Raw genomic sequence first — 24,664 nt, 5'->3', positions numbered from 1 at the left:
GGCGCAAGCACAGCCAGCATGGAAGGCGAGTCGGGGAACCGTGACGATGTCGATCGAAGGCAGGATCGCCGAGGAGCTCGGCGTACGGGAGCGGCAGGTCAAGGCCGCCGTGGAACTGCTGGACGGCGGGTCGACCGTGCCTTTCATCGCGCGGTACCGCAAAGAGGCCACCGAGATGCTCGACGACGCCCAGCTGCGCACCCTGGAGGAGCGGCTGAGGTATCTGCGCGAACTGGAGGACCGTCGTACGGCGATCCTGGATTCGGTGCGCGAGCAGGGCAAGCTGGACAAGGCGCTGGAAGCGCAGATCCGGGCCGCGGACACCAAGGCCCGGCTGGAGGACATCTATCTGCCGTTCAAGCCGAAGCGGCGGACGAAGGCGCAGATCGCCCGGGAGGCCGGGCTCGAACCGCTGGCCGACGGCCTGTTGACGGATCCGTCGGTGGAGCCGGCCGCGGCGGCTGCCGCGTTCGTCGACGCGGACAAGGGCGTCGCCGATCCGGCCGCGGCGCTGGAGGGCGCCCGGGCGATCCTCACCGAGCGGTTCTCCGAGGACGCGGACCTCATCGGCGAGCTGCGCGAGACGATGTGGACCCGGGGGCGGCTGGTCTCCAAGGTGCGCGAGGGCAAGGGCGACGCCGAGCAGGGCCCGGGCGCGAAGTTCGCGGACTACTTCGACTTCGCCGAGCCCTTCGGGCAGTTGCCGTCGCACCGCGTGCTGGCGCTGCTGCGGGGCGAGAAGGAGGACGTCCTCGACCTCGTCCTGGAGCCGGAGGAGCCATCGGACGCCCCCGGCCCCACCACGTACGAGAACCGCGTCGCACGGCGCTTCCAGATCGCCGACCGGGGCCGGCCGGCGGACAAGTGGCTGGCCGACACGGTCCGCTGGGCGTGGCGCACCCGCATCCTGGTGCACCTCGGGATCGATCTGCGGCTGCGGTTGCGCACGGCGGCGGAGGACGAGGCGGTGCGCGTCTTCGCGGCGAACCTGCGCGATCTGCTGCTGGCGGCGCCGGCCGGGACGCGGGCCACGCTGGGGCTCGACCCCGGGTTCCGCACGGGCGTGAAGGTGGCCGTCGTCGACGCGACCGGCAAGGTCGTCGCCACCGACACGATCTATCCGCACGTGCCGGCGAACAAGTGGGACGAGGCGCTGGCGAAGCTGGCGCGGTTGGCGAAGGAGAACTCGGTCGACCTGGTGGCCATCGGCAACGGCACCGCGTCCCGGGAGACGGACAAGCTCGCGGGCGAGCTGATCAGCAGGCACCCGGAGTTGAACCTCACCAAGGTGATGGTGTCGGAGGCCGGTGCGTCGGTGTACTCCGCGTCCGCGTTCGCCTCGCAGGAACTGCCCGGTCTCGACGTTTCGCTGCGCGGCGCCGTCTCCATCGCGCGCCGTCTCCAGGACCCGTTGGCGGAGCTGGTGAAGATCGACCCGAAGTCCATCGGCGTCGGCCAGTACCAGCACGACCTGTCCGAGGTGAAGCTCTCCCGCTCGCTGGACGCGGTCGTCGAGGACTGCGTGAACGGCGTCGGGGTGGACGTGAACACGGCGTCCGCGCCGCTGTTGTCGCGGGTGTCGGGCATCGGCGCCGGGCTCGCGGAGAACATCGTCGCCCACCGCGACGCGAACGGCCCCTTCCGCTCCCGCCGGGCGCTGAAGGACGTGGCGCGGCTCGGCCCGAAGGCGTACGAGCAGTGCGCGGGCTTCCTGCGGATCCGCGGCGGCGACGACCCGCTGGACGCCTCCAGCGTGCACCCGGAGGCGTATCCGGTGGTCCGTCGGATGGTGAAGACGACCGGTGGGGATGTGGCGGCCCTGGTCGGGAACACGGCCGTGCTGCGCTCGCTGCGGCCGGACGCGTACGTGGACGAGACCTTCGGCCTGCCGACGGTGACGGACATCCTGCGCGAGTTGGAGAAGCCGGGCCGGGACCCGCGGCCGGCGTTCAAGACGGCCACGTTCAAAGAGGGCGTCGAGAAGATCGGCGACCTGGCGGCCGGGATGGTGCTGGAGGGCGTCGTGACGAACGTGGCCGCCTTCGGCGCGTTCGTGGACGTCGGCGTCCACCAGGACGGTCTGGTGCACGTGTCCGCGATGTCGCGGACCTTCGTCAAGGACCCGCGCGACGTGGTGAAGCCGGGTGACGTGGTGAAGGTGAAGGTGCTGGACGTCGACATCCCGCGCAAGCGGATCTCGTTGACGCTGCGCCTGGACGACGAGGCGCAGCCGGCGGCGGGCGCGCCCCGGCAGGGCGGTCGTGAGCGCGGCGGGGAGCGGGGCGGCGAGCGCGGCGGGCGACCGCAGCAGCGCCGCGGCGGCCAGGGCGGTCAAGGTGGTCAGGGGTCGACCGGCGGCGCCCGGGGCCGCGGCGGCGACCGTCAGGGCCCCGCGCCGGTGAACAGCGCCATGGCTGACGCCTTGCGGCGCGCGGGGCTGACGGGCAAGGACCGCGGGCGCAGCTGAGTCATCGCACCACCGCGCGCTCCCCGAGCACGGTGCTCCCCCGGCCGACGGTCGGGGGAGCTCCGCGGCGGGGCGCTTCGAGGGGCCTTCGACGGCGTACCGGCCGGAGTTGGCCCGGCCGTCCGTCACGAGGGGTGTCTCCTTGGTCCGCACCAGATCGTGGTACGTCACCGGTGCCGGTCTGCTGTCGTTAGCCCTGCTCCTCACCGGGTGCGGTCAGCAGCGGAAGCCCGAGCCGGTGCAGTTGACCGTGTGGATGTATCCGGTGATCACCGATCCGGAGCGGGACGCGGCGTACTGGCGGGGCGTCGAGGACGACTTCGAGCGGTCCGCGCCCGGGGTCCGACTCACCGTCGAGCGACTGCCGTGGGCCGGCCGGGACGAGAAGATCGCCAGTGCCCTGAGCGGGGACGACGCACCGGACGCCGTCCTCCTGCTGCCGGACCAGATACCCCGCTTCGCCTCCCAGGGGCTGCTCCTCCCCGTCGACTCCGCCCTCAAGGGCACGGCGGACAAGTTCCTGCCCAGCGCCCTGGGTGCGGTCACGGTGCGGGGGCGCGTCTACGGCGCGCCGATCTACCAGACGGCCACGACGACGCTGTACAACAAGCGGCTGCTGACCGAGGCGGGGGTCACGACACCGCCCGCCACCTGGGACGAGATCAGGGCGGCGGCGCCGAAGCTACGCGACAAGGGCATCGCCCTCCTCGACTACTCGGCCTCCGACGACGCCTCACTGAACCTCAACTTCTACCCCCTGCTGTGGCAGGCCGGCGGCCGGGTCTTCGCCGAGGGCGGCGACCGGGTCGCCTTCAACGGCCCGGAGGGGTTGCAGGCGCTCCGCTTCCTCACCGACCTCTCCCGAGGGGGCGCGATCCCGTCGTCCGCGGTGACGAACAACAACCGCCTCGGCGGGCAGGCGCTCGGGCAGCAGCGGGCCGCGATGGGTTTCTCGGTGATCCTGGCGGACGCGGATCTGGCGGCGCGCACCTGGGGCGGGGAGAACGTGCTGGTGGGCGGGCCGCTCAAGGGGCCCGCCCGGGAGGTGGCGTTCGGTGCGCCCGGCGTCCTCGCGGCGAGCGCACGGTCCGGGCACCGGGCCGAGACCGCGGAGTTCCTCGCCTTCATGACGCGCCCGGAGCAGATCCGTTCCCTGGGGCGGGCCAGCGGCTATCTCTCGCCGCGCGCCGACGTCGTCGTGCCGAGCGATTCGCCGTACGCGATGCAGTACCGGACGGCGTTGGCCAGCGCCACTCCGGGTGAGCCGCACCCGGCTTCGCGGCAGGTGATGGCGGTGCTCGCGCCCGAGATCCGAGCGGCGCTGAACGGCAGCAAGAGTCCTGAGGACGCGTTGGCGTCGGCCGCCGCGGCTGCCGACGCCCTGTTGCGCTCCCCGTGATGCTTCGTCGGGTTCAGGGGCGTTCGCCCGCTTTGTCCACACGTTCCGTGGAGACTCGGGTCGCCGTGGCCACGACCGTGCCCCTGGCGACGAAGGGGCCCCCTGACGACCGTCCGCCCACGTGGTAGTCGAGCCCGGCGACGTACCGTACGCCTCGGTAGGCGAAGGTCTCGGGGTCGAGCAGCACCTGCATGGCGTTGCGTTCGTCCGAGGAGTCCCGGTGCTCGCCCTGCACGCCGACCGCGAGGACGGCCCGGCCCAGCCCGTCGGTGACCCGCGCCGGCTCGGTGGCTCCCGGCAACCGGGTGATGACCTCGTACAGCGTCCGCGCCTTGTCGGGCGGGACGGTCGGCGACTGCGAGAACACCCCCACGACCTCGACGAAGTCGCGCTGGGCCTGGCTCAGGCGCAGGGTGCCGGCGAAGCGGGTGGGCAGGGACCAGCCGCGGATCTGCTCCAGGGCGGCTGCGGGGTCGACCTCCAGTCGGGCGATCAACTCGTCGGAGTCCTCGGGCGCCAGCATCTCCCAGCCGTCCTGGTAGCTGCCCTCCCACACGTCCACGTCGTCGGCGTCTTCCGTGCTCTCGTCGGGGGTGGCGAGCGCGGAGCCGTCGTAGCGGACCCACTTCTCCCTGTCCTTGGGCGCGGCCGGCTCCGCACGGCACGAGCGCGATGCGGGGCCCAGGTTGAACGGGCCGACCTCGCTGTACCCGTCGGTGCCGGAGCCGCACTGCCAGGTGTCCCAGCGCACCTCCTGGTGCACCCAGCCCCGCGAGCGCTGCTCGGAGCCGGTGGGCGGGGGCTCCTGGCGTAGGACGACGGTGGAGAGCAGCGCCGTCGCCACGACCGAGGCGACCGCGCCGACCACGGCCAGTTGGCGGCGAGGACGGGGCGTGCTCCGACCGCGGACGAACTCCGCCCGCAGCCGCCGGTGGCCGGCGGCGAGGCGTGCGCGGTCGGGCCCGGGGGCGTCGTCCCTGAACCGTCGAACGGCCCTCATCTCGTCATCCATGGGCGACCATCTCCGGAAACTCCTGCACCAGCCTCGGGTCCCGGCCGCCGAGGGCGAGACGCACTTTCTTGCGTGCCCGGTTGAGCCGGGACCGTACCGTGCCCACCGGGATCTTCAGGGCTTCGGCGACCTCCTGGTAGTTGAGGTCCGCCCAGGCGACCAACAGCAGGACGTGCCGGTCGCCGGTCGACAGCGACGCCAGCGCAGCCGCCAGGGACGCCTGTGCCGCCTGGGCGGTGACGCGGCTGTCGCTGCGGTCGGTCCAGGTGTCGGCGACGGGGTCGTGTCCCGTGCGGGCCAGGGCCCGCAGGGCGCGGACCTCCGACCGGCGCCGCTTGCCGATCAGGTTGGCGGCGATCCCGTACAGCCAGGGCAGGGCGTTGGTCCGGGTCAGGTCGTATCGGGACCTGGTGCGAAACGCGCTCAGGAAGGTGTCGGCGGTGACGTCGTCGGCCGCGTCCTCGCCCAGCCTGCGCGCCGCGTACCGGTGGATGGCGGCGGCGTGGCGTTGGTAGAGCTCGCCGAACAGCTCGGGCTGGGCCAGGGAGTCGGCTATGACACCGGCGTCGTCGACGGGTCTTCCGGGCGCTCCGTTCACGCGGTCTCCGTGTCTGTGGTGGGGGCGTGCACTGGTCTTTACCCGAAGTCTCGGCCCGGGTTCGTACCGGCCGTGAACCCGGGTGCGGGCTCCGGGTAAAGGGAGGTGTCGAACAAGCGCCCCGACGGGCGCCGGACGGTGGAGGTGGAGTTGACGAGCGTGCTGAGCAGCGTCGTCAGGAGATCGGTCGCGGCACTGGCCGCTGTCGCCGCTCTCCTCGCGGCGTCGGTGGTCACCGCCGGGCCGGCCCGGGCCCTGACCCCGTTGCCAGGGGGCAAGGCGAACTGGGTGGTCTCGGTCGGCCACATGGACCTCGCGACGAAGAACAACTTCCGCAACTGGGTGCGGCTCGGGTACTACGCCTTCAAGGACGACGGCACGGTCACCACGAACTACTGGACCTGGAACCAGCGGGACCAGCCGCGGCGGGTGGACGCGATGACCGCGAACTGCGGCGGCGCCGTTCCCACGTGTGCGGTGCGGACGGTCGACGGCTTCGCCGGGGACCCGACGGGCGGGTACCGGGGCACCTTCGCCCACGCCGCGGACGGGCGGCTCGCGGTGACGTGGACCCACGACGCCGCGGGCACCGCGCTCGGCCGGCCCGTCACCGAGAACTGGAACCTCACGACGGGTCTCGCCGGCGGACGCGTGGCCAAGATCGCCAGCCCCACCTTCCACGGGCCCGTCACCGACTACGTCACGGTCCCCGAACCCGGTGCCTTCTCGGCGTACGCCAACTTCGGCGTCGGCTACGGGAGCAACGCCCCCCTGGACCGTACGAGCCGGGCTTCGATGAGCCAACTCGTCCAGGACCCCCGCTACAACGCGGAGCCGTACCGGGGCGACTTCGTGGTGGCCAAGAAGCAGAAGGTCACGAACGCGAGCATCGTGGCGCGGGAGAAGACGGGCGGCGACTGGACCTTCGGGGCGGCGGCGGACCCGTGGCGGCTGTGCGACGGCAGCCCCTGCATGGGCTGGCTCCAGCAGAACACCTCGTGCCAGGGCGTCGACAAAGACCGCGTCCGCTACATCGGCGAGATCGGCGGCGGTCGGCGCAACACCGAGGAGTACTGGTGCCAGGACCTGGCCCAGCAGCAGCCCTGCTACCTGTACAACTCGCACCCGCGCCCCATGCTCCAGGTGATCGACGACGCCGGCGAGTTCCAGGGCTGGGTCGGAGTGGAGGCGTTCGCGCACGTGGCGACCTCAACCGGCCTGCCGGACGGCAAGTGGATCGACGACTACTGGGGGATCTTCGACATGGTGTCGAACGACCTCCAGCCCAGACTTCCGAGCTGACCACCAGCGCTCGGAGCTGCGGCCCCACGAGGGACCGCGCAAGCACGGTTCGGACGAATCCCACAGGAGGAATCATGCGTACGGTGTTCAAGGGCATGGGAGTGGCGGCTGCGGCGGCTGCCGTGCTGATGACGGGGACGGGGCCGGCGGCGGCTGCGCCCGGCGGGTGGAACCTGCCCAGCGGGCAGGGCAGCACCAAGGGCACCGCCGAGTTCTTCGACCGCTCGATCCGCATCACCGGAGACGTCACGTCGCACTGGAACGGCTGCGTCCACGCCAAGTTCAGCACAAAGCCCGACAGCACCACCACGACCCGCACCGCATGCGAGTACGGGACCACGGGCTTCAACTTCACCCACTCCACGAACTTCCCCGGCGGAGCCCGCACCCTCGACATCGACCTCTACAAGATCAACCCGGGCGGCTCCACGACCTTCCTCGGGCGGACCTCCATCTCCCGTCCCTAACCCCCGCGCGGCGGGAGCCGGAGCCTCTGGTCGGAGGCTTCCGCTCCCGCCGGCTTCACATCGTGCGGTCCCCGCCGGAGCCGGACGGCGCGTCCGGCTCCGGCGGCGGCGCGGTGCCCGGGCCGATGCGGATCTCGAAGACGCCGTCGTACTTCTCGTGGCCGGCGATCACGGCCGACTCCACGGCCTCCGTGCCCACTTCGCCGCGGACGATCAGCGGGTCGTGCCGCAGGTCGCGCATGAGGGCCACGCACATGCCGATCATCACGACGACGAAGGGCGCGGCAACCAGGATCGTCAGGTTCTGCAGGCCGGCGAGGGCGTCGCCCTCGCCGCTGCCGACCAAGAGCATGATCGCGGCGACGGCGCCGGTCACGATGCCCCAGAACACCACCACGAGGCGGGCCGGTTCGAAGGTGCCCTGCTGGGAGAGGGTGCCCATGACGACGGACGCGGCGTCGGCGCCGGAGACGAAGAAGATGCCGACGAGGACCATCACCAGGATGCTGGTCGCGGTCGGGATGGGGTACTGCTGGAGCAGGGCGAAGAGCTGTCCTTCGGGGGTGGCTTCGTCGCCGAGGCGCGCCTTCTCCTGGAGCTTCATCGCGGTGCCGCCGAAGACCGCGAACCAGATGAGGCTGACGGTGCTGGGCACCAGGATCACACCGCCGACGAACTGGCGGATGGTGCGCCCGCGGCTGATGCGGGCGATGAACATGCCCACGAAGGGCGTCCAGGAGATCCACCAGGCCCAGTAGAAGACCGTCCAGTTGCTGAGCCAGTCGGCGACGGCCTTTCCGCCGGTGGCCTCGGTGCGGCCGGCGAGTTGGGGCAGTTCGCCGAAGTACGCGGCGATGGAGGTGGGCAGCAGGTCGAGCACGATGATCGTGGGGCCGACCACGAAGACGAACAGCACCAGGACGAGCGCCAGCACCATGTTCGTGTTGGACAGCCACTGGATGCCGCGCTCCACGCCGGAGACCGCGGACACCACGAAGGCGGCGGTGAGCACGGCGATCACGGAGACGAGCAGCCCGGTGCCGACCGTGCTGAGCCAGCCCAGTTCCGTCAGTCCGCTGCCGATCTGGAGCGCGCCGAGGCCGAGGGAGGCGGCGGAGCCGAAGAGGGTGGCGAAGATGGCGAGGATGTCGATGAAACGACCGATGCCGCCGCGGCAGCGCTGCTTTCCGATGAGCGGTTCGAAGACGGCGCTGATGGTCTGGCGGCGGTGGCGGCGGAAGGTGCTGTACGCGATGGCGAGGCCGACGACCGCGTAGATCGCCCAGGGGTGCAGCGTCCAGTGGAAGAGGGTCGTCGCCATGGCGATCTGCATCGCCTCGCCGGTGCTCGCGGGCGCGGTGCCGGGCGGCGGCGAGATGAAGTGGGCCAGCGGCTCGCTCACTCCGTAGAACATCAGGCCGATGCCCATGCCGGCGCTGAACATCATGGCGACCCAGGACACGGTGCGGAACTCCGGGGTGGCGCCCTCCTCGCCGAGCGGGATCCTGCCGTACCGGCTGATGGCGAGCCAGAGGGCGAAGACCACGAATCCGGAGGCGGCCAGCACGAAGGCCCAGCCGCCGTTCTTGATGAGTCCTTCGAGGAGGGTGGACGAGACCGTCTTGAGCGATTCGGTGGCGGTGGCGCCCCAGACGACGAACGCGAGCGTGAGGACGGCGGCGATCCCGAAGACCACGCGGTCCGTGGTGGGGTGCCCGGGGTGCCGGGGCAGACCGGAGGGCTCGGCCGTCACGGGCCGGGCCCCCCGGTCGTCGGGTGTCTGTCCGAGCGACACGAGTGCACCTTTCAGGAGACAAGTGAGGTTCAGCACCTATGCACTGTTTGCCTCAGCTATCCCCTACCACAGGTGGCGTGTGCCGCCTCGCTCAACAGGCGGTGACGGGCTGCCCCTTTGTCAGGTGATACGTCGCACGCGCGTCCAGCAGCAGCGGGACGAGCTGTCGCTGCGACTGCCGCAGCGGCACCCACGCGCCGTCGCCACTGGGGCGCGACAGCACGCCGTGGAGGGCGAGTTCGTCCCGTACGTCCGCGTACTGGGCGGCGTCCAGCCGGTAGCCGCAGGGCGGGTCGGCCAGCGTTTCCTCGGCGGTGGCGGGGTCGTTGTCCGCGCCGCCGAGGTACACCGGGCCCCGGTCCCGGAAGCCGGCGAGGCGGGCGGCGTTCGTCGCCGCTTCGACCCGACCGCGCCGCTCGTCGGCGAAGGCGAACAGCCCGTCGAGTGCGGCGAGCTGGCTGTCCACCCGGCGCCGGTTGTTCACGGAAGCGTCGGCCTGCTCTTCGGCGGTCTGGGCGTCCACCCGGCTCTCGATCAGCAGGCCGAGGGCGTTCTTGACGCCGGAGGCGTTGCGCAGGATGCGCTCCTGGCCGTCGCCGGCGACCTGGCGGATCGGTTCACCGGTGACGGGGTCGGTCCAGATGCCGTACGTGCCGGTGCGGTACCCCTCCTCGTGCGCGGCGGGGCGGACGTACTGCTCCGACAGCGCCTTCGACTCCCGGTGGACGTCCGCATGCGTGTTGAGGTTGCGCGGCCAGAGGTCGGTCAGCTCCTTGTCGTAGTAGCGCGGGGTTGCGCTGTACTCATGCAGGTCGTAGATGACGTCCGGGCGCTGGTCGCGCTGTACGGCGGCGATCGCCCGGCCTTCGGCGGTCTTCAGGGCGAGGTGGTCGCGGTTGACGTCCACGCCGTCGGAGTTGCCCCGGGTGTCGGCGGCACGGCCGTCGGGGTTGGCGGTGGGCACGACGAGGACCCGGGTGCGCTCCAGGAAGCGGCGGGTCTCGCGGTCCCGGGCGTGGCCGAGGTCGCGGATCGTCGACAGGCACGCCTCCCGGCCGGCGGGCTCGTCGCCGTGCTGGGAGCAGATCATCAGCACGGTGGACTCGGCGCGCCGGTTGCCGATGTGGACCAGTTGCAGCGGTCGGTCCTGCTTGGTGGTGCCGATCCGGCTGAGCCGGACGCGGTCGCTGCCCCGGTCGACGGCGGCGAGGAACTGCTGCTCCTCCGCGAGGCTCGTCCAGCGGGTGCCGCCGCTGGTCTCGAAGCCGCTGCGCGGCGGGGCGCCGTCGTGGGCCGCCTGCGCGGGTGCCGTGAGCAGGGTCGCGCCGAGCGCGGCTGCCGCGGCGCTCACCGCGAGGGTGCGGATACGGGGGTACATCAGCGGGTGCCTCCGGGGATCGGGCGGATCGGGCGCGGCTCGGAGACGCCGTCGAGGAGTCCGCTCTCGCGCGGTGCGACCTGCGCCGGTGCGCCCTTCGTGGCCCGCTGGAACGCCTTGGTGCCGCCGACGATCGACAGCTGGGCCGAGGTCTTGGCGAGGTCGACGGTGAGGGTGGGGGTGCTGGCGGGCGGTTCGATCAGGTCGCGGTCGGTGCCGGCGACGATCAGGGCGAGTCGGTGTCCTGCGGGCACCACGTGGTCGCTGGCGTGCAGGTCGAGCGTGATGGTGTGCGGCTTGCCGGGGATCAGCGGGCGGCCGGTGTCGTTCGACGCGTAGTTGCCGAGGTCGGCCCAGCCGCGGCTGAAGACGGTGTAGTCGACGGCCTTGGTGCGCGCCGCGGTCTCCTTGTAGCAGGCGCTGTCGCCGCTGGTGCTCGCGCCCCAGCAGGTGCGTTCGGGCAGGGTGGTGATGCCTTCGCCGGCTGCCGCGTAGTCGCGGATGGTGTCCGGTCCGAGGTCGACGAGGACGGCGGACAGATGGGCGGTGGTGGTGGTCGGGGTGACGGTCACCTGCACCTTGGACGAGCCGGACAGCCTCAGGTCACGGCTGAGGGGGCGGGTGGTGAAGCCCGCCTTGGCCGGCGTCGAGCGGTCGATCGCGGCGGCCCAGTCGGTCTCGTCGAGGGTGCGGTCGTCGGTGAAGGTCTCGCCGGCGCCGGGGCGGGCCGGCTTCAGGGAGAGGGTGCCCACCCCCGGGACCTGGCCGCTGTCGGGGCGCAGGGCCGTGGTCCGGGTCTCGCGCGGCGGCCAGACGCGGTCGGTGGACCACTGGTCGGGGGCGCGCTCGACGTCCGCCATGGGCTCGTCGTCGATGCCGTTGTCGTAGCCGAGGAGGTAGTGGTCGAACCAGCGGTGCAGGGTCTTGACCCACTCGGCGCGGCGGAAGTCGAACGGGTCGACGTGGCCGACCTGCGAGAGCCACACCTTACGCTCGACCCCGGCCTCCGCGAGGGCGTCCCACCACTGGCCGAAGTGGTTCATGCGGACGTTCAGGTCCTGCATGCCGTGCACCGCGAAGACGCTGGCCTTCACCTCGTCGACGTCGGGCACGTAGTCGCGCTCGGCCCACAGCGGGGTGCGGTCGCCGGTGCGCGGGGCGCCGTCGACCAGCCGCTGCTGCACGGCGCCGCAGCGCTGGCGGGCCTCGGGGCTCTCCACGTAGTTCGAGAGCCAGTCGGGCCCGGAGCCGTACAGCGGGGCGCCCTTGGCGAAGTAGTAGTCGTACCAGGAGGAGATCGCCCCGATGGGGACGATGGTCTCCAGGCCCTCGACGCCGGTGGCGGCGACGCCGTTGGCCACCGTGCCGTCGTAGCTCTTGCCGATCATGCCGGTCTTGCCGGTGGACCAGTCGGCCCGGACGCGTTCGCCGCCGGTGCGGCTGCTGTAGCCGCGGGCGCGGCCGTTGAGCCAGTCGACGACGGCCTTCGCGGACAGCACGTCGGACCGGCCGCCGACGTCCACGCAGCCGTCGGAACGGCTGGTGCCCGCGAGGTCGACGGCGACGAAGGCGTAGCCGCGGGGGACGAAGTAGTTGTCGTAGTAGAGCGGGAACTGGACGGGGTTGCCCTGGGCGTCGTACGTCTTGCGCTGGCTCTCGTTGCCCCGCCCGCAGCAGGCGTAGTACGGGCTGGCGTCCATGATCACGGGGATGCGGCGGCCCTGCTGGGCGGCTTCCTTCGGGCGGACGACGTCGACGGCGACCCGGTCGGTGCGGCCGTCGCCGTCGCCGTCGAGCCGGGTGTCCACCCAGACGGACTCGCGGATCGCGTCGGGGTAGGAGTAGACGGGTCTGCTCTCCCGCGCGGGTGCGCTCTGCGCATCCGTCGGGGAGAGCGTCATGGCCATCAGGGCGGCGAGCGCCGCCGTGGTGAGCGATCTGTACGTCATGCGGGGGCCCCGCGCACGTATCGACATGGCCGGACCGTACTCCCGCGAACTGCCCGGCAACAGGGGGCCATCGGGTGGTCCGTGCGGCGGGTGGGGCGTACGTGGTGTTTGTGTCGGAACGCGGGCCGGCGCGCGGCGGCAGTGGCGAGGTGGAGCAACGGGGCCGGACACACGACTGCGGCGCCCCGGCCGTCAGGCTCGGGGCGCCGCAGGGGGTTCGCTCACCCGCCGCCGACTCGGCAGCGGGTGACGCAGGTCACTCGGAGGCGCGGCGGCTCTGGGACGGAGCCGGCACGGGCTCGCCCACGATGCGCTCGGCCAGCGAGTGGCCCCACGCGTCGACGTCGGCGCGCAGCGCCGCCTCGGCGACGACGCGCTCGGCCTCGATGGCCGCGGCGCCCTCGGCGAGGATGCGCTCCTTCTCCTGCTGCGCCTCCGCACGGGCGGCGGCGATCAGGGCGGTGCCCTCCTCGTGCGCCTGCTGGCGGGTGTGGGCGGCCTCGTGGCGCGCCTCGGCGAGGATGGCCTCGCGCTGGGCGCGGACCTCTTCCGCCTCGGTGCGCACCTCGTCGGCGGCGTCCATCACACCCTGGGTCTTGGCCTCACGCTCGGCGATGATGGCCGCGGCGCGGGGCAGCAGCCGGCCGGCGAGCACCGCGTAGACGATGGCGAAGGCCACGAAACCCACGACGAGGCCCCACCCGGTGGGGTTGAGCGGACCGATGTCGAGGGGGAGCAGCTTGTCATTCAAGGTGTTCGTCCTGTCTTGTCCGGGTCTGGAGCGTGCTGCCGCGTCGGCGTGCCGAAACGATCGTACCGCTGCGGCAAGGAAGTGGGCACCTACTCATTACCTGACGGTAACTACGGCTGCTTGGATGGTCGGCGTCCCCTCTTACGCCCACCGCCTCCAGGAGCCGTCGTGCCGCGCCGCCCCCGCATCCGCCGTACCGCCGTCGCCCTGCTCTCCCCCCTCCTCTCCCTCACCCTCGGCGCCGCCGCACTGGCCGGCACCGCGTCGCCGGCGGCAGCCGCCGCGCCGGCGGCACCGGAGCTGAAGGTGCTGACGTACAACGCGTTCTTGATGAGCCGCACCCTCTATCCGAACTGGGGACAGGAGCACCGGGCCGCGGCGATCCCCGCGGCGCCGTTCTTCCGCGGCAACGACGTCGTCGTGCTCCAGGAGGCGTTCGACAACGGCACGTCGGACCAGCTCCAGCGCACGGCCGCCGCGCAGTACCCGCACCAGACGCCGGTGCTGGGGCGCGGCAAGAGCGGCTGGGACGCCACGCGCGGTTCGTACTCGGCCACCACGCCCGAGGACGGCGGCGTCACCGTGCTCAGCAAGTGGCCCGTGGTCCGCAAGGAGCAGTACGTCTTCAAGGACGCGTGCGGCTCGGACTGGTGGTCGAACAAGGGGTTCGTGTACGCGGTGCTCCAGGTGGGCGACGCCCGGGTGCACGTGGTGGGCACCCACGCCCAGTCCACCGATCCGGGTTGCGCGGCGGGCGAGGCGGCGAAGGTGCGCAGCAGCCAGTTCCGCGAGCTCGACGCCTTCCTGGACGCCAAGGGCATCCCGGCGTCCGAGCAGGTCGTGGTGGCGGGCGATCTGAACGTGGACACCCGGACGCCGGAGTTCGCCACCATGCTCGCGGACGCGGGGCTCGTCGCGCCCGCGAGCCGGACCGGGCACCCGTACTCCTTCGACACCGCGCGGAACTCGATCGCCGCGGACCGCTACCCCGGCACGCCGAGCGAGGACCTGGACCACGTGCTGCACCGCGCCGGGCACGCGCGTCCGGCCGGGTGGACCAATGACGTGGTGGCGGAGCGGACCGCGCCTTGGACGGTCTCCAGTTGGGGTCGGACGTACACGTACACGGATCTGTCGGACCACTACCCCGTGGTGGGCTCCGGACGGTAGGACGCACGGGCCGACGGTCGGGGCGGCGAGCGGGTCGACGAACCGGGGCGACGAACGGTTCGACGAACGGGGCGCGTTCACCTCGCTGGCGGTACGGGCGGGCGGGAGTGCACCGCACCCGGTTGGCGGCCCGTCTGCGGCCGTCCGGGGGAGGCGTCCTGACGGCCCGTTACCGGCCCTTGGGGGCGCGCGGCACGCGTCGACGCGCCCTTGTCTGAATGACAGGGGCATGCCACATTGATCGGGCGGAGCACCCTTCTTCCCGTTCGCACCGAACTTCGTGAACCCCCACAATCCACCCCACGGATACCTGCGAAGGAGAAGCCCCCCATGAGACGCACGCTCAGCGCGCGCATCTGCCTGTCCGTCCTCTTGACCCTGCCCCTCGCCGGACTCGGCACCACGGCCGCGTCCGCCGCGCCGCCACCGACGGCGGTCGCCCCCACCCCGCCCCCGGGGCCCGGTGTCACCGCGTCCACCAGTCAGTACGCACTCGACGCCCAGCTCGAACGCAGCCTCGGCGAACGCACCGCCGGCACCTACCTCGACGCCGAGACCGGTGAACTCGTCGTCACCGTCACCGATGCGACCGCCGCCTCCCAGGTGCGCGCCGCGGGCGCCCGCGCCGAGGTCGTGGCGCGCTCCACGGCGCAGTTGGAGGACGCGATGGGCGCCCTGGAGTCCCGGGCGAAGATCACCGGGACCTCCTGGGGCATCGACCCCGCCAGCAACCAGGTCGTCGTGGAGGCGGACCAGTCCCTCTCCGCCCGCTCCCTGGCGAAGCTGCGCGCCGTCGCCGCCTCGCTCGGCGACGCGGTGCGCGTCGAGCGGGTGCCCGGGGTCTTCACCAAGGAGGTCCAGGGCGGCGACGCCATCTACGGCGGCGGCTACCGCTGCTCCGCGGCCTTCAACGTGGTCAAGGGCTCGGCCCGGTACTTCCTGACCGCCGGCCACTGCACGAACGTGGCCAGCAGTTGGTCCGCCACCTCCGGCGGCCCGTCGATCGGCACCCGGGAGGGCACCAGCTTCCCCACGAACGACTACGGGCTGGTCCGCTACAGCGGCACCGACGTGCCGCCGGGGACCGTGAACCTCTACAACGGCAGCTCCCAGGACATCTCCGCAGCCGCCGACGCGATCGTCGGCCAGTCGCTCCAGAAGAGCGGCTCGACGACCCGGGTGACCAGCGGTGTGGTGACGGCGGTGAACGTGACCGTCAACTACAGCGAGGGCCCGGTCTACAACATGGTCCGCACCACGGCCTGCTCCGCGGGCGGCGACAGCGGCGGCGCCCACTTCGCGGGCGGCACGGCGCTCGGCATCCACTCCGGCAGCTCCGGCTGCTCGGGCACGAACGGCTCGGCGATCCACCAGCCCGTGCGTGAGGCGCTGGCGGCGTACGGAGTGAGCGTGTACTGAGCCGTACTGATCAGGGAACGAGCGAACGGGAGTGACCGGCGCCGCCCTGCGCGGCGCGGCAGGACACGACACACTGGGCGGGGTCCCCATCGGGCCCCGCCCAGCGCCGTTCGTCGCCGTTCGTCGCCGTTCGTCGCCGTTCGTCGCCGTAAGCCTGCGGCTCAGCTCGTGGTCCGCACGTCCGGTGCGCCGTCCTTCGTACGCAGGGACCGCGCCGCCGGGAGGACCGTGGCCAGCAGGGCGATCAGCAAGGTGGCCGCCACGGTCACGAGGATCGGCGGCCAGGGCACCACCAGGGCGACCGGAACGCCCAACGTCCCGCTCAGCCCGGCCCGGATGCCGAGCAGCGACGGCAGCGCGACCAGCGCGCCGAGAACGGTGCCGATGGCGACGACCAGGACGCTCTCCACGGCCAGCACCCCGAGCACCTGACGGACCGTCGCACCGGAGCGGCGCAGGATCCGCAGGTCGGGGACGCGGTCCGCGGTGGACATCAGCAGGGTGCCGGCCACCGCGATGCCGGTGTACCCGGCCGACAGGGCGACCAGCAGCAGGGTGAAGACCCGCACCAGTCGATCCTCCGCCGCGTCGTCGCGGCCCCCGAACTCCTCGACCGCGGTCTCCCGGCCGCCGCGGACCTCGACCGGCGGGCCCGTGCGGTGCACGGCCGCGGTCAGCGCCGACGGGTCGTGGGCGCGCACCACGGCACGGCTGAGCACCGCGGCGTGGGGCAGTGCCCGGTCGTCGAGCACGGCCGCGATCCGCAGGGTGCGGGTGGTGCCGTCCTCGAAGGTGACGGGGACCGCGTCGCCCTCGCCGGCGCCGAAGGCGGCGAGGCCGGAACGGGAGACCACCACGGCATCGCCAGGCCCCCGCAGCGCGGCGAGGCCGTCGCCGGGCAACCCGTGGACCGCGGCGTACGACGTCGGATCGACGCCGACGGCCTCGACCGGGGCGCGCTCGGGACCCGCGTACAGCACGGTCGGCACGATCGGCGAACCGGTGATCCGGCAGACTTCGGCGTCCGTCAGACCGGGCGTCCCGTCCGGCACGACGGTCGCATCGGCCCGTACGGACGCCACGTCCCGGTCCGCGTACGACTGCGCCGTGGTGGCGGTGTTCACCGTGATCAGCACGGTGAAGGCGACCGTGGCGAGCACCGGGGCGACGGTCGACGACGTGCGGCGCACGGCGGCCAGCATGCCGGACCGCACCAGGACGGCGGTGGCGCCCTTGGCGCGGCGGAAGGGCCGGGTCGCCAGCCGCACCAGGGGCGGTACGAACGCCGGCATCAGCAGGGCCGCGCCCGTGATCAGTCCCGCGGCCGTGACGAGGGCGAGAGCGATCATGTCGGAGGGCGCGGCGGACGCGGTGCCGACGGCCGCGCCGACGCCGAGCAGGGTGGCGGCCAGCCCGGTGTTGCGGCGCCACGGCGGCAGCGGCCGGTCGTCGACGGCGGCTTCGCGCAGCGCCTCCATGGGACCGATGCGGGCGGCCCGGCGCGACGCCGTCCACACCCCGGCGAACGCGACCGCCACGCCCGCCAGGAAGGCCAGCGCGGACGCCCAGGGCCGCTGTACGACGGCGAAGCCGCGCGGCTGGAACCCGGCGTCCACCAGGACGTCCCCGAGCACGGGCGCGCCGAGGGTGCCGATCAGGGTGCCGACGGCGGCGGCGAAGGCGCCGATGGCCAGCCCCTCCGCGTACACCGTGCGCCGGACCTGACGCGGGGTCGCGCCGACCGTCCGCAGCAGTCCGAACTCGCGCCGGCGGCGCAGCACGGTGAACGCGAAGGCGGAGGAGACGACGAAGACGGTGACGAAGGCGGAGAGCCCGGTCATCGCGCTGACCACCTGGCCGCCTATCCACCGGGTCTTCTCGTCCTCCCCCGGCGCGAGGTCGGCGCGCCCTTCGCCGCGCAGCACCCGGCCGTCGTCGCCGACGACCCGGGCGGCACCCGCGGCGACGGCGTCGGCGTCGACGCCCTCCTCCAGGCGCAACCCGATGACCCGTACTCCGCCCGACAGTTCGGCGGCACGGGCGTCGGTGAGGTAGTAGCCGGGCCCGTCGACCGTGCCCGACACCGTGAAGGGCGCGGGGCCGTCCGCGGTGAGGAGGGTGGTGCGCGCACCGGTGGCGAGGCCGAGGGAACGGTCGAGTGCGACCTCGTCCGCGGCGCGCGGCGCCCGGCCGGAGGCGAGGCGGTACGGGGCGAGGGCGGCGCTCGACCAGCCGTGGCCGAGCCGGTCCCCGGCGCGCTGCTCGTCGAGCGGGCGCGGGCCGTCGACGGCCTGGGCGTAGAAGGAGCGGTCGGGGACGGCGGCGTGTACGCCGGGCAGTCCCGCAAGGTCACTGGTGAGGCGCCGGACGGCAGCGGGCGCGAAGGGCGCGGCCTCGTGGAAGGTGGCCTGATCCAGCGGTCCGCTCTGGACGAGCACCGGGGTGCCGGCGTACCGCTCGGGCACGCCGCTGCCGCCGGAGAGCAGGACCAGGGCGCTCATGGCGAGGACGGCCGCGCCCAGGCACAGGGCGGTGAACGAGCCGACGAAGGCGCTCCGGCGTTCGCGCAGGAAGGCGAGGGAGGTCTTCACGCGCCGGCCCCCGACTCCGAGCGCGCTCCTGGCTCCGTACGCTCCGCCTCCCGGCCGCCGCCCGCGCCGGCTTCCAGGGTGGCCGTGCGGGCGGCGATGGTGGTGGCCGCCGTACGGGAGCGGGTCTCGTCGGCGACCTTCCCGTCCGCGAGGAACACCACCCGATCGGCGAAGGACGCCGCTACCGGGTCGTGCGTCACCATGATCACGGTCTGTCGGCGCTCGTCCACCAGTCCGCGCAGCAGCGTCAGCACGTGCCACGACGTCTTGGTGTCGAGGGCGCCCGTGGGCTCGTCGGCGAACAGGACGGCCGGGTCGCCGATGAGCGCGCGGGCGATGGCGACGCGCTGCTGCTGCCCGCCGGACAGGGTGCTCGGCCGGTGTCGTGCCCGGTCGGCGAGGCCGACCTCGGCCAGCGCCACGGCCACGGCCGTCGGATCGGGCCGGCGCCCGGCGAGCCGCAGCGGCAGGGCGACGTTCTCCTCCGCGGTCAGCGCGGAGACCAGGTTGAACGCCTGGAAGACGAAGCCGACCCGGTCGCGGCGGAGCAGCGTGAGCCCGGTCTCGTCGAGCCCGGTCAGGTCCGTGCCGTCGAGGACGACCCGGCCGGCCGAGGGGCGTTCGAGGCCGGCGGCGCAGTGCAGCAGCGTCGACTTGCCGGAGCCCGACGGGCCCATGACGGCGGTGAGGGTGCCGCGGACGAAGTCGAGGCTGACCCCGTCCAGCGCGGTCACGGCCCCGTCACCGGTGCCGTAGCGCCGGGTGAGTGCCTGCAGTTCGACGGGGTGTGCCGCGGTCGCGGTCTTGGTCTGGCTCTGGTGAGTTGTGCTGGGCATGGTCGAAGTCCACCGCGTACGGCCCGCTCGGCACACGGGCGGCCGGGCTAGTCCTCGTACTACACCTGGCACTACTGCGCAGGGGTGCGGGGCGCGGCTACGGTCGCGGGATGGTCCACCGCACCGCCCTGGAGGCGCTGACCCGGCAGCCGCTGCGCTTCTTGCTGACGTCCTGGCCCTGGCGTTCGATCGGGTACCTGCTGTCCGGCGGGGTGCTCGGGATGGCTGCCTGGGTGGCCGTCGGCGGGCTCGTCGCGGCGGGGCCGCGCATCGGGGCCGTGACGGCGGCCTCGGGCGCGGTCGCCGTGCTCGCGTTCGTCGCGGCCCTGTCCGGGCCGCTGGAGCTGCGCAGGCTGCGCCTGGTGGACCCGGCGGGTGACGGCCGTGGCGGGGGCTGGCGCTCGGTGGGGTACGGCGCCCTGTCCGTACTCGCCGTGGGGTGGGTGGACCTGTCGCTGCTGCTCGTCGCGGCCGGCATCCCCGGGGTGCTGCTCACCGCGCCCCTGCAGCCCACCGCACCGTCGTGGGCTGCGGTGGCGGGACCGGTCGCGGGCGTCCTGCTGCTGCCGGTGGCCGCGTACCCGCTCACCGCGTGGGCCGGCGCGCGGGCTGCCGTCGCCCGGGCAGTGCTGGTGCCGCGCGAGGGCGAGTTGCGTGAGGTGCGGCGCTCCCGGGCGCGGCTGATGGACGCGTACGAGACGGAGCGCCGCCGCATCGAGCGGGACCTGCACGACGGGGCGCAGCAGCGGCTGGTGGCCCTGACGATGAAGCTCGGCCTCGCCGGGCTCGACCTGCCGCCCGGCTCGCGCGCGGCGCAGGAGGTCGCCGATGCGCACCGGATGGCGAAGGAGGCCCTGGCGGAGCTGCGCGAGCTGATCCGCGGGGTGCATCCGCAGGTGCTGAGCGAGCGGGGGCTGCCAGCCGCCGTACGGGACGCGGCCGGCCGCTCCCCAGTCCCCGTCGACCTGGACCTGAGCCTGGCGCGACGGCTGCCGTCGACGGTCGAAGTCGCCGCGTACTACGCCGTGACGGAGGCGCTGACCAACGCGGCGCGGCACAGCGGCGCGGCCCGCTGCCGCATCAGCGGCCGGGTCGACGCGGGCACGCTGGTGGTGGAGGTGCGGGACGACGGCCGCGGCGGGGCGTCGCCGGACGGCGGCTCCGGGCTGACGGGCCTCGCGGACCGGGTGGCCGCGGTGGACGGCCGGATGCTGCTGTCCAGCCCCGCCGGCGGGCCGACGCTGGTGCGGTTGGAGATTCCGGTGGGGACGTCCGGGGAGGCCGTGCCGTGCGGAAGTTGACCGTGGTCATCGCCGAGGACGCGGTGCTGCTGAGGGAGGGGCTGGTGGGGCTCCTGGAGAGGTTCGGCCACACGGTGGCCGCGGCCGTCGGGGACGGCCCTTCGCTGGTGGCGGCGGCCCTCGAACACCGGCCCGACGTGGTGATCGCCGACGTCCGCATGCCGCCGGGCTTCAGCGACGAGGGTCTGCGCGCGGTGCGGGAGCTGCAGCGGCTCCAGCCGTCGCTGGGGGCGCTGGTGCTCAGCCAGTACGTGGAGCAGACGTTCGCGGACGAACTCGTCGCCTCCCGGCACCGGGCCGGCACTGGCTACCTCCTCAAGGACCGGGTGGGCGACGTCGAGGAGTTCGTGGCCGCGGTCGCGCGGGTGGCGGAGGGGGGCACGGTCGTCGACCCCGAGGTGGTGCGCCAACTCCTGGCGCGCCGCCGCGACCCGCTGTCCCGACTGACTCCGCGGGAGCGCGAGGTGCTCGGCCTGATCGCCGAGGGCCGCTCGAACGCGGCGGTGGCCAGGGAGCTGGTGGTCACCGATGCTGCGGTCGCGAAGCACATCGCGAGCATCCTTCTCAAGCTCGACCTCCCCCCGGCCGCGGACGACCACCGCCGGGTCCGCGCGGTCCTCGCGTACCTCCGCGGCACGGGTACGCCCCCGGGTGCGTGAGCGCGGTTGCACCGTGCGGTGCGCGAGGTTGGCGTCTGCGGCCAGGTGGGGGGCTTTCACAGCAGTGGTGAGACAGCAATACTGTTGCACCGCGAAGGGGAAAGTGAGGCGCAGGGATGGCTATCGGCACCGCCGCGACCTCGGCCCCGGGCTCCCCCGACGGCGACGGGGCGACGTTCACGGTCGACGAGTTGGCGGCCCGGGCCGGAGTGACCGTGCGGACGATCCGCTTCTACGGCACCCGCGGGCTGCTGCCGCCGCCGGCGATCGGCCCCCGAAGGGTCGGTCGGTACGGCGCCGAGCACCTGTCGCGCCTCGCGCTCATCGAGGAGTTGCAGCGCCAGGGCATGACGCTGTCCGCCGTCGAGCGGTACTTGGAGCAGCTGCCGGGGGACCTGAGCGCGCAGGACCTGGCGATCCACCGGGCGCTGGTGGCGTCCTGGATGCCGGACTCCGCCGAGGTGGCCACGCACGCCGAGGTCGAACGGCGGCTCGGTCGCGCGCTCGACGAAGGCGACGTCGAACGGCTGGTCGCGATGGGCGCCGTGGAGCGCGAGCGCGACGGGGCGCCGGGCACCTACCGGGTCGACCCGGGCCTGCTGCGGCTCGGCGCGCAGTTGCTGGACGTCCCGATCACGTACGAGACGATCCTCGCGGCCCGCACCGTCCTCGTGGAGCACACCCGCTCGGTGGCGCACGAGCTGACCCGGCTGTTCCGGGACGAGGTGTGGCCCCCGTACCGGGACCGGGAGGAGGACGACGGCCGGCCCCGGGGCGAGGCGGAGCGCGCCGAGGCGATGCGCGCGCTGTCCGCGACCGTGCGTCCGCTGGTGGTGCAGGCGTTGGTGACCGCGTTCCACCGTTCGCTGAAGGAGGAGCTCCGGACCGCCTTCACGCCGGACGGCCACCAGCGGCACGACGAGGAAAGCTAGGGCTGGCCCGCGACGTCCCGCCGTTTCCCTGCCGGGTGCGTTGGTCTCTGCGGGCCGTCTGTGGCTGGTCGCGCAGTTCCGCCCCCCACGCCACCTGATTCGCTCAGCCCGTCGTGTATCTGCGGGTGCCCGGGGCAAGCCCACCCACGGCCCGCAGACGAGTGACGGGGGCAGCGAAACAGGGGCGCGGGGAACTGCGCGACAAGCCCACCACCGGGCCGCGGACGGCAACGTTCCTGTAGGAGAACGGCGCTCAGGGACGCTGGGGGTCCCCCCGTGCCCGCAGGGCACAGGGGGCGGAACTGCGCGATCAGCCCACCACCGGGGCGCGGACGCAACCGACCCAGCTCGCCGCACGGCGAACCGCGCCCGCCGAGGCGGCGGCAGGCGGACCCGTCGGAAGGGGCGCGAGGGGCTTCGGGGGCGCGGGCTACGGCGCGTCCGTGAAGCGTTCGCCGCGCTCCGCCTTCGACACCAGCAGTGCCGGCGGCTCGAACCGCTCCCCGTAGCGGGCCGCCAGGACGCGCGCCCGGGCGACGAAGCCGGGGAGCCCGCCCTCGTAGCCGTTGACGTACTGGAGCACGCCCCCGGTCCACGCGGGGAAGCCGATGCCCATGATGGAGCCGATGTTGGCGTCGGCGACCGAGGTCAGGACGCCCTCCTCCAGACAGCGGACGGCGTCCAGCGCCTCCGAGAAGAGCATTCGTTCCTGGAGGTCGACGAACGGGACGTCGGCGTCGGGCCGGGTGAAGTGCTCACGCAGCCCCGGCCACAGGCGGCCCCGGGCGCCGTCCTCGCCGTACTCGTAGAAGCCCGCTCCCCCGCTGCGTCCGGGGCGGCCGAACTCGTCCACCATCCGGTCGACGACCGCTTCCGCCGGGTGCGCGGTCCAGGTGCCGCCGGCCTCCTCGACCGCCCGTCGCGCCTCGCGGCGGATCTTCCTCGGCAGGGTGAGGGTGAGTTCGTCCATCAGGGACAGCACCTTGGCGGGGTAGCCGGCCTGCGCCGCGGCCTGCTCGATCGAGGCGGGCTCGACGCCCTCGCCGACCATGGCGACGCCTTCGTTGATGAACTGGCCGATGACCCGCGAGGTGAAGAAGCCGCGGGAGTCGTTGACCACGATCGGGGTCTTGTTGATCTGCCGCACCAGGTCGAAGGCGCGGGCCAGCGCCTCGTCGCCGGTGCCGTCGCCCTTGATGATCTCCACCAGCGGCATCCTGTCGACCGGTGAGAAGAAGTGCAGGCCGACGAAGTCGGCGGGGCGCGCCACGCCTTCGGCGAGCGCGGTGATGGGCAGGGTGGAGGTGTTGGAGCACAGCAGCGCGTCGGGCGCCACCACCTCCTGGACCTCCTGGAAGACCTTGTGCTTCAGCGCGGTGTCCTCGAAGACGGCTTCGATCACCGCGTCACAGCCCGCGAGGTCCGCGACGTCCGCGGTCGGGGTGATCCTGGCGAGCAGGGCGTCCCGTTTGACCTCGGTCGTGCGGCCCCGGGACAGCGCCTTGGCGAGCAGCTTCTGCGAGTACGCCTTGCCGCGCTCGGCGGCTTCGGCGGAGACGTCCTTGAGGACGACGTCGATCCCGGCGCGGGCGCAGGAGTACGCGATGCCGGCGCCCATCATCCCGGCGCCCAACACGGCCACCTTGCGCACCCGGCGCGGCTCGACGCCGCGGGGGCGGCTGGCGCCCGAGTTGACCGCCTGGAGGTCGAAGAAGAACGCCTGGATCATGTTCTTGGCGGTCTGTCCGGTGACCAGCTCGGTGAAGTAGCGGGCCTCGATGGTCTGTGCGGTCTCGAAGTCGACCTGGGACCCCTCGACGGCGGCGGCCAGGATGTTGCGCGGCGCCGGGTAGGGCGCGCCGCCGGTCTGCTTCTTCAAGTTCGCCGGGTAGCCGGGCAGTTCGGCGGCGAACCGGGGCGACGAGGGGGTGCCGCCGGGAATCTTGTACCCCTTGACGTCCCAGGGCTGCTGCGACTCGGGGTGGGCGTCGATGAAGGCGCGGGCCTTGGTGAGCATGTCGTCGGGGGTGGCGGCCACCTCGTGGACGAGGCCGTTGTCCAGGGCGCGCCGCGGGGCGTACTGGGTGCCCTGGAGGAGCACCTTGAGCAGGGCGTCGGCGATCCCGAGGAGGCGTACGGTGCGGGTGACGCCGCCGGCTGCGGGCAGCAGCCCGAGGGTGACCTCCGGCAGGCCGATCTTGGCGCCGGGGGCGTCGAGGGCGATGCGGTGGTGGCAGGCGAGCGCGATCTCGTAACCGCCGCCGAGCGCGGTGCCGTTGATCGCGGCGACGACGGGTTTGCCGAGGGTCTCGATCCGGCGCAGGGCGCGCTTGACCTCCATGCCGACGTCGAACGCCTGCCGGGCCTGCGCCGGCCCGATCTTGATCATGTCCTTGAGGTCGCCGCCGGCGAAGAAGGTCTTCTTGGCCGAGGTGACGACGATGCCGCGGACGGTGTCCCGCTCGGCCTCCAGGCGGGCCGCGATCGCGGCGAGGGAGGTGCGGAACGCCTCGTTCATGGTGTTGGCGGACTGCTGGGGGTCGTCCAGGACGAGGGTGACGACACCGGTGTCGTCGCGTTCCCAGCGGATGGTGGGGTGGGTGGTCGCGTCACCGGTCGTGGTCGTGGTGGTGGTCAT

18 protein-coding genes are annotated in these 24,664 nt (G+C 73.1%); 9 read left to right on the top strand and 9 right to left on the bottom strand.

Annotation, left to right across the window (positions count from 1 at the left end; genetic code table 11):
• Nucleotides 1-40 precede the first annotated feature (40 nt).
• Both ABZ842_RS07525 and ABZ842_RS07520 read left to right on the top strand, forming a co-directional pair.
• Nucleotides 41-2,467 carry a Tex family protein gene (locus ABZ842_RS07525; RefSeq protein ID WP_361533221.1) on the top strand — a complete coding sequence of 809 codons (2,427 nt, stop codon included), beginning with the start codon at nt 41-43 and terminating at the stop codon, nt 2,465-2,467.
• Nucleotides 2,468-2,609: 142 nt separating this feature from the next.
• A complete protein-coding gene (locus ABZ842_RS07520) occupies nt 2,610-3,866 on the top strand; it encodes a sugar ABC transporter substrate-binding protein (protein WP_361533218.1) in 1,257 nt (418 codons plus the stop codon).
• A 13-nt stretch (nt 3,867-3,879) separates the two neighbouring features.
• Here the strand turns inward: ABZ842_RS07520 and ABZ842_RS07515 are convergent, their stop codons facing one another.
• Together ABZ842_RS07515 and ABZ842_RS07510 are read right to left on the bottom strand one after the other, a co-directional pair.
• The gene (locus ABZ842_RS07515; RefSeq protein ID WP_361533215.1) at nt 3,880-4,878 is read right to left on the bottom strand and encodes a hypothetical protein; all 999 of its coding nucleotides are present in this window, start codon (nt 4,876-4,878) and stop codon (nt 3,880-3,882) included.
• Entirely contained in the window at nt 4,871-5,476 is a 606-nt protein-coding gene (locus ABZ842_RS07510) for an RNA polymerase sigma factor (RefSeq protein WP_361533212.1), read from the bottom strand. The genes ABZ842_RS07515 and ABZ842_RS07510 overlap by 8 nt, the downstream gene beginning before the upstream one ends.
• Nucleotides 5,477-5,581: 105 nt before the next feature.
• On the opposite strand from ABZ842_RS07510, the gene ABZ842_RS07505 reads away from it, so the two are divergent.
• Both ABZ842_RS07505 and ABZ842_RS07500 read left to right on the top strand, forming a co-directional pair.
• On the top strand, nt 5,582-6,778 hold the full coding sequence (locus ABZ842_RS07505; protein WP_361533209.1) for a hypothetical protein: 1,197 nt from the start codon (nt 5,582-5,584) through the stop codon (nt 6,776-6,778).
• A 74-nt stretch (nt 6,779-6,852) separates the two neighbouring features.
• Nucleotides 6,853-7,245 carry a hypothetical protein gene (locus tag ABZ842_RS07500; RefSeq protein WP_361533206.1) on the top strand — a complete coding sequence of 131 codons (393 nt, stop codon included), beginning with the start codon at nt 6,853-6,855 and terminating at the stop codon, nt 7,243-7,245.
• Between the two features lie 55 nt (nt 7,246-7,300).
• Here ABZ842_RS07500 and ABZ842_RS07495 read toward each other — a convergent pair whose 3' ends face one another.
• The 4 genes from ABZ842_RS07495 to ABZ842_RS07480 all read right to left on the bottom strand — a co-directional run bounded on the left by ABZ842_RS07495 (nt 7,301) and on the right by ABZ842_RS07480 (nt 13,118).
• Nucleotides 7,301-8,998: a BCCT family transporter gene (locus ABZ842_RS07495; RefSeq protein ID WP_361533485.1), complete on the bottom strand. Its 1,698-nt coding sequence runs from the start codon at nt 8,996-8,998 to the stop codon at nt 7,301-7,303.
• A 133-nt stretch (nt 8,999-9,131) separates the two neighbouring features.
• Nucleotides 9,132-10,418 (bottom strand): M14 family metallocarboxypeptidase, encoded by a 1,287-nt coding sequence (locus ABZ842_RS07490; protein WP_361533203.1) that lies wholly within the window; start codon nt 10,416-10,418, stop codon nt 9,132-9,134.
• Complete coding sequence (locus tag ABZ842_RS07485) at nt 10,418-12,394, bottom strand: Xaa-Pro dipeptidyl-peptidase (RefSeq protein ID WP_361533200.1); 1,977 nt, start codon at nt 12,392-12,394, stop codon at nt 10,418-10,420. The genes ABZ842_RS07490 and ABZ842_RS07485 overlap by 1 nt, the downstream gene beginning before the upstream one ends.
• Before the next feature lie 229 nt (nt 12,395-12,623).
• Nucleotides 12,624-13,118 carry a hypothetical protein gene (locus ABZ842_RS07480; RefSeq protein WP_361533197.1) on the bottom strand — a complete coding sequence of 165 codons (495 nt, stop codon included), beginning with the start codon at nt 13,116-13,118 and terminating at the stop codon, nt 12,624-12,626.
• 186 nt (nt 13,119-13,304) lie between these two features.
• On the opposite strand from ABZ842_RS07480, the gene sph reads away from it, so the two are divergent.
• Nucleotides 13,305-14,288, top strand: a complete 984-nt coding sequence (sph, locus tag ABZ842_RS07475) for a sphingomyelin phosphodiesterase (RefSeq protein WP_361533482.1) — start codon at nt 13,305-13,307, stop codon at nt 14,286-14,288.
• Nucleotides 14,289-14,618: 330 nt separating this feature from the next.
• Complete coding sequence (locus tag ABZ842_RS07470) at nt 14,619-15,707, top strand: S1 family peptidase (protein WP_361533194.1); 1,089 nt, start codon at nt 14,619-14,621, stop codon at nt 15,705-15,707.
• Between the two features lie 161 nt (nt 15,708-15,868).
• On the opposite strand, the gene ABZ842_RS07465 is transcribed toward ABZ842_RS07470, so the two are convergent.
• Together ABZ842_RS07465 and ABZ842_RS07460 are read right to left on the bottom strand one after the other, a co-directional pair.
• Complete coding sequence (locus ABZ842_RS07465) at nt 15,869-18,298, bottom strand: FtsX-like permease family protein (RefSeq protein WP_361533191.1); 2,430 nt, start codon at nt 18,296-18,298, stop codon at nt 15,869-15,871.
• Nucleotides 18,295-19,134 carry an ABC transporter ATP-binding protein gene (locus ABZ842_RS07460; RefSeq protein WP_361533188.1) on the bottom strand — a complete coding sequence of 280 codons (840 nt, stop codon included), beginning with the start codon at nt 19,132-19,134 and terminating at the stop codon, nt 18,295-18,297. The genes ABZ842_RS07465 and ABZ842_RS07460 overlap by 4 nt, the downstream gene beginning before the upstream one ends.
• A 110-nt stretch (nt 19,135-19,244) precedes the next feature.
• Here ABZ842_RS07460 and ABZ842_RS07455 point away from each other — a divergent pair, with 110 nt between their 5' ends.
• From ABZ842_RS07455 to ABZ842_RS07445, 3 genes are all read left to right on the top strand, one after another.
• Nucleotides 19,245-20,435 (top strand): sensor histidine kinase, encoded by a 1,191-nt coding sequence (locus ABZ842_RS07455; RefSeq protein ID WP_361533185.1) that lies wholly within the window; start codon nt 19,245-19,247, stop codon nt 20,433-20,435.
• Complete coding sequence (locus tag ABZ842_RS07450; RefSeq protein ID WP_361533182.1) at nt 20,423-21,094, top strand: response regulator transcription factor; 672 nt, start codon at nt 20,423-20,425, stop codon at nt 21,092-21,094. The genes ABZ842_RS07455 and ABZ842_RS07450 overlap by 13 nt, the downstream gene beginning before the upstream one ends.
• Nucleotides 21,095-21,210: 116 nt before the next feature.
• Nucleotides 21,211-22,026, top strand: a complete 816-nt coding sequence (locus ABZ842_RS07445) for a MerR family transcriptional regulator (RefSeq protein ID WP_361533179.1) — start codon at nt 21,211-21,213, stop codon at nt 22,024-22,026.
• Nucleotides 22,027-22,456: 430 nt separating this feature from the next.
• Here ABZ842_RS07445 and ABZ842_RS07440 read toward each other — a convergent pair whose 3' ends face one another.
• Nucleotides 22,457-24,664: a 3-hydroxyacyl-CoA dehydrogenase NAD-binding domain-containing protein gene (locus tag ABZ842_RS07440; protein ID WP_361533176.1), complete on the bottom strand. Its 2,208-nt coding sequence runs from the start codon at nt 24,662-24,664 to the stop codon at nt 22,457-22,459.

Source organism: Streptomyces sp. NPDC047315 (genome assembly GCF_040643215.1).
Classification (GTDB): Bacteria; Actinomycetota; Actinomycetes; order Streptomycetales; family Streptomycetaceae; genus Streptomyces.
This window is presented reverse-complemented; position numbering and strand designations above follow the sequence as displayed.

Bases quoted from the DNA above. Each gene is read 5' to 3' on its own strand.
- ABZ842_RS07515 (WP_361533215.1), bottom strand. From the start codon at position 4,878: ATGGATGACGAGATGAGGGCCGTTCGACGGTTCAGGGACGACGCCCCC.
- ABZ842_RS07500 (WP_361533206.1), top strand. From the start codon at position 6,853: ATGCGTACGGTGTTCAAGGGCATGGGAGTGGCGGCTGCGGCGGCTGCC.
- ABZ842_RS07490 (WP_361533203.1), bottom strand. From the start codon at position 10,418: ATGTACCCCCGTATCCGCACCCTCGCGGTGAGCGCCGCGGCAGCCGCG.
- ABZ842_RS07485 (WP_361533200.1), bottom strand. From the start codon at position 12,394: ATGTCGATACGTGCGCGGGGCCCCCGCATGACGTACAGATCGCTCACC.
- ABZ842_RS07470 (WP_361533194.1), top strand. From the start codon at position 14,619: ATGAGACGCACGCTCAGCGCGCGCATCTGCCTGTCCGTCCTCTTGACC.
- ABZ842_RS07460 (WP_361533188.1), bottom strand. From the start codon at position 19,134: ATGCCCAGCACAACTCACCAGAGCCAGACCAAGACCGCGACCGCGGCA.
- ABZ842_RS07455 (WP_361533185.1), top strand. From the start codon at position 19,245: ATGGTCCACCGCACCGCCCTGGAGGCGCTGACCCGGCAGCCGCTGCGC.
- ABZ842_RS07445 (WP_361533179.1), top strand. From the start codon at position 21,211: ATGGCTATCGGCACCGCCGCGACCTCGGCCCCGGGCTCCCCCGACGGC.
- ABZ842_RS07440 (WP_361533176.1), bottom strand. From the start codon at position 24,664: ATGACCACCACCACGACCACGACCGGTGACGCGACCACCCACCCCACC.